The sequence below is a fragment of the Pirellulales bacterium genome, from assembly GCA_035499655.1.
Lineage (GTDB): Bacteria > Planctomycetota > Planctomycetia > Pirellulales > JADZDJ01 > DATJYL01.
Genome location: DATJYL010000040.1, coordinates 1 through 4,059, shown reverse-complemented (window position 1 = coordinate 4,059; position 4,059 = coordinate 1). Strand labels below are relative to the sequence as shown.

At 51.1% G+C, this 4,059-nt stretch carries 5 protein-coding genes; 3 read left to right on the top strand and 2 right to left on the bottom strand.

The window, feature by feature from the left end; all coding sequences use genetic code 11:
• Positions 1-182 (bottom strand): hypothetical protein (locus tag VMJ32_02620; protein ID HTQ37890.1); only part of this gene is annotated, 182 nt, incomplete at its 3' end.
• A gap of 418 nt (positions 183-600) precedes the next feature.
• Here VMJ32_02620 and VMJ32_02615 point away from each other — a divergent pair.
• The 3 genes from VMJ32_02615 (at position 601) to VMJ32_02605 (ending at position 3,453) form a co-directional block, all read left to right on the top strand.
• The gene (locus VMJ32_02615; protein HTQ37889.1) at positions 601-1,980 is read left to right on the top strand and encodes an alkaline phosphatase family protein; all 1,380 of its coding nucleotides are present in this window, start codon (positions 601-603) and stop codon (positions 1,978-1,980) included.
• Between the two features lie 199 nt (positions 1,981-2,179).
• Positions 2,180-3,034: a hypothetical protein gene (locus tag VMJ32_02610; protein ID HTQ37888.1), complete on the top strand. Its 855-nt coding sequence runs from the start codon at positions 2,180-2,182 to the stop codon at positions 3,032-3,034.
• Positions 3,031-3,453, top strand: a complete 423-nt coding sequence (locus tag VMJ32_02605; GenBank protein HTQ37887.1) for a hypothetical protein — start codon at positions 3,031-3,033, stop codon at positions 3,451-3,453. The genes VMJ32_02610 and VMJ32_02605 overlap by 4 nt, the downstream gene beginning before the upstream one ends.
• Before the next feature lie 131 nt (positions 3,454-3,584).
• Here the strand turns inward: VMJ32_02605 and VMJ32_02600 are convergent.
• Positions 3,585-4,059 (bottom strand): SOS response-associated peptidase family protein (locus VMJ32_02600; protein ID HTQ37886.1); only part of this gene is annotated, 475 nt, incomplete at its 5' end.

The following is a 4,059-nucleotide window of genomic DNA, read 5'->3' as shown; positions in this document are numbered from 1 at the left end:
ACCGCCAGTTCTGCTTCAGTCGCATAACCAACAGGAAACTTGCCAAATCCAAACAAATCCATCATCATCAACACATCTCTTCGCTGGCCGGTTTTGAAGCGCCGATCCCCGGCTGGTTTTAATGCGCCGATTGACAACTCCAAAGAACCAGTCGTACCGATAAACTCGATAATCGGGATCATTTGCGACGTCAACTGATAGTAGTGAAATCTCAGGATTGATTTCCCCCATTAGGCCAAATGACCATCGCAAAATTGATCTGTCCCTTCGGTATTTGCTCGTATCGATCGGCTTGGAAGGTTCGCCGTGATATAACACTTCGCAGTCGGCAGAACCCTCGAGACACGCCAATTCAATGTCCATTAGGCGATCGACGCAGCGGACAGCCATAGTTAATGCCTCCAACTCAAGGCGATTAGTGGGATGCGGAAACAGCACTTGGCCTGACAGCCGCCTATTCTAATCAAGGATCAATAGATTTGCCCGCTACCTGTCGAGCAAATTCAATTTGTGTCGGCAGCAAGTTGACCGACTCACCAAGTGAGTTATATGCTTCTGTCCTGGGTCAGAACGCGGTCGTCGTTCCAAAGGGGGCAGTCAATGGAAATCGATCCGATCAAGCACGTTATCGTGCTCATGCTCGAAAATCGTTCGTTCGATCAGATGCTGGGATGCTTCGGCGCCGCTGTCGACGGAGTCGTGGCCGGCAGCGAAGGCGTGAATTACGACGCTGCTGGCAATTCGTATAAACAACGCCCGATCGCCGAAACATCGTTTGCATTTGACCCGCGGCACGAGTGGGAACACGTCATAGATCAGCTTGCCGATAACTACGGCGGATTCGTTAAGGATTTTGCGGCTGCGGCCGAGGGGAGCCCCACGCCGAACGATTACCACGGCGTCATGGATTACTTCGCTCTCGGGCAAGTCGGCGCTCTACATCAACTGGCAGAGCACTTCGCGGTGTGCGATCGGTGGTTCTCTTCGGTGCCGGGGCCGACCTGGGCGAATCGATTCTTTGTGCATTCCGGCACGTCGCTGGGCCGTGTGAAAATGGGTGCGTTGCATTTCGCCGGTTACAGCCAGCGAACCATTTACAACGAACTGGAAGACAAGGGAATCAGTTGGGCGATTTATGCCGGCGACCTCCCGCAGTCGGCCCTGCTTGAACAATTGTGGGACCACATAGATCACTTCCATTCGCTCGGGAGTTTCTACAGCCACGCGACACGATCGGCCGATGACTTCCCGCAGTATGCGTTTCTCGAACCGCGATACAATCCGCCTCACCAAAATGACGACCATCCGCCTCACAATGTTGTCAGGGCGCAGGAACTTTTGGCGTCTGTTTACAATGCCATCCGTGCCAACGAGGAGCTGTGGAATTCAACGATGTTCGTTGTACTTTACGACGAGCACGGCGGGTTTTACGACCATGTGATTCCACCGGCTGCGGTTTCGCCAGATGGTTTGCATCAACAGGGTTGCACTTTCACCCAGCTTGGCGTTCGCGTGCCGGCGCTACTCGTTTCCCCATGGATCGAACAGGGAATTTTCGGCCGCGCCCAGGGCAAGCACTTCGATCACACCAGCCTACTGCGATATTTGTGCGACAAAGATGGGTGGAATGTGGACCCGCTTACCGCCCGTGTGCGAGCAGCGGAAAACTTCGCATCCTGCGTGAATTGGACTGCGGTGCCGAGAACCGATACGCCAACTTCCATCGTCATGCCAGCGATGCCGACGCTCCCTAAAGCGGTGGCCGCGCTAAGGGCAACGCCGCGCGCCAGACCGCCGCTAAATGAAAACCAGGAGGGATTGGCCGCATTCATGCAACACATGGGCCGACAACGGCCAACGCAGGCCCGGGCACTCGCCATGCGCGCCGCTCCAGCCGCTGTGCCCATCGTGCCCCCGGATCCTCAAACAGCAAAAGCCAACTTTCAGAACTGGTTGGCCGAGGCGGAAAGCGAGCCGTAAATTGGCGAGTCCAGGTGCCCGAGCCTTCTGTCAATTAGTTATTTATACAACGTTCACTTGTCTCGAAGAAAAACTTTCGCCCTATCTATGGTAGCCACTTGCAGTACCAAAATCAGGGGGTATATTCGCAGGTCTTGGGGGGTTTCTCGCAAAGCATGGGAAAGTCTATTCATCCACAATGTGTCAATGCGTTCGAAATTTGGTCTGGGAAGCATTCGGACATCCGTCCGATGCAAATGGTTTCGGGGAGGGCGATGCGTATTCTCCTATTGGATTTCTTCTTGCATTCTTGACTACCCAAGTCGCAGCTTTTCTTGTAGCGGTTCAGGGGGACGACGGGGAAAAAGTCTTATTGCCTAGTCTACTTTTAATCCTCTTCGCACTACTCTTCGTCCTTCCGCCAATCCTTTGGTATGTTCAGAAAACTAAGGCGGGCAATCTGCCCCAGCCGCATGAATTCAACGCAGGGTCCGTATATTTTGGTAGATGGGCGTTGCGCTTGACTCTCACTCTAATAATTTCGTGCCCAGTTCTTGGCTATCTCCAGCTTCTTCCAGGGCAGGACAAAAGAGTTGAATTCAAGGCGGCATCAGTGGAATTTTTACCGCCGATTAAAACCCAGAGCTTTTCGACACTGCAAGCTCATAACAACAAGCAGGTTAATCAACTTCTACGAAGTTACGTGAAGGGATTGAATCCTTCGTCGGATCAAGATGTCCTCCTTGTCGAACAAGACGGCAATTTTGAGGAAGATTATCACTCTTTCTCATTCTGGACAGCCTTTGGTCAGCCCGTTCGCACGATGGGAGGTAAAGCTTTTTTGATTCGTCATGCTTCAGCATATCAATCAAGTGAAATACCCACGTATGACGACTTACGATTTTTACCAGATGAGCCTGAGCCGCCATCGAAAGAAGTAATCGAACTTTCAAAACCTAACAAAGGAGATTTTATTGTCCTGATACTAATAGTGCAGAAGCGCACCGACGTTTCGAAATATGAGTTTCCTTCCAATCCATCTAATTACAACCTGGTTATGAGAGTCCACAAATGAACGCAAACCACAAATGTATGTCTTTTATCGCGGCTTTAACAGGAATTCTTCAATCGATTTTTTTGTCTGCAACAATTGCTGGAACAATTACGGGGAATACTAAAAGGCTTACTAATGCACCAGTTGACAAAGTTGAGATTCAAGCGTTTGCACTGGACGCTTTAGGCAATCCGTCGAATGACATTATTGGGACGGCGACAAGCCAAAGTGACGGTGGCTATACCATTAAAATTACTGATCCCAGGCCGTTTGAGCTTCGGTTCTTTCAGAATGGAGATTTAGAAGCAAGTCTTCAACGTATCGCTGGAAATAACGACTTGGCAAATCTGAACATTGTTATCCCAGCCGCCGAAAAGGGTGAAGAAAAACCTAGCCAGAATTGTAGTTGTGCCAGGCGAGGTCTTTTTCATCGACGATGACAAAGAATCGGTATCATCTCTCAACCCGCCACCGGCGCATCCGACGGCCCGGGCCAAACAGAATGCCGAAGCCAGTGATCAGAGTTTGGAATTGAAACTTGGAAAAGGCAGTCCCCTAGGATGTTAATTAGTCATTGGGTTAGCGGCTCCATGCACGCCTTGCCTTTATTGCCGACCTTGTTGACGTAGGCGCTAACTCGATACTTGGACATTTCACTGGCTGGAAACGGTTCATAAAGGTAGGTCAGTTTCTCCGGATCATTCATTGTTGAATCCAGCCAGGCGTCGTAATCAGTGGGCGACAAGATAACGGGCAGTCGATCATGGATCGGGGCCATTAGTTCATTAGGCGTCGTGGTGAGAATGGCGCACGATTCGAGCGGCTTGTCTCCCTTGTCCCACCGCTCCCATATTCCAGCGAAGGCAAACGGCTTACCACCGTTTACCTGAAAATACCAGGGCGCGTTGGCCTGCTGTTGAAAAACTGATCCAGTTGTTATGAAGGTCTTTAGCCCGATGGGCAAGGAGACTTTCACAATGACGACGAAACGTAGGACGCGGCATAGTCCTGAGCAGATCGTGCGGAAGTTGCGCGATGCCGATGCG

What these genes read in the sequence shown, in the direction of transcription:
- VMJ32_02605 (HTQ37887.1), top strand. Translation starts at nt 3,031, where the DNA reads ATGAACGCAAACCACAAATGTATGTCTTTTATCGCGGCTTTAACAGGA.
- VMJ32_02615 (HTQ37889.1), top strand. Translation starts at nt 601, where the DNA reads ATGGAAATCGATCCGATCAAGCACGTTATCGTGCTCATGCTCGAAAAT.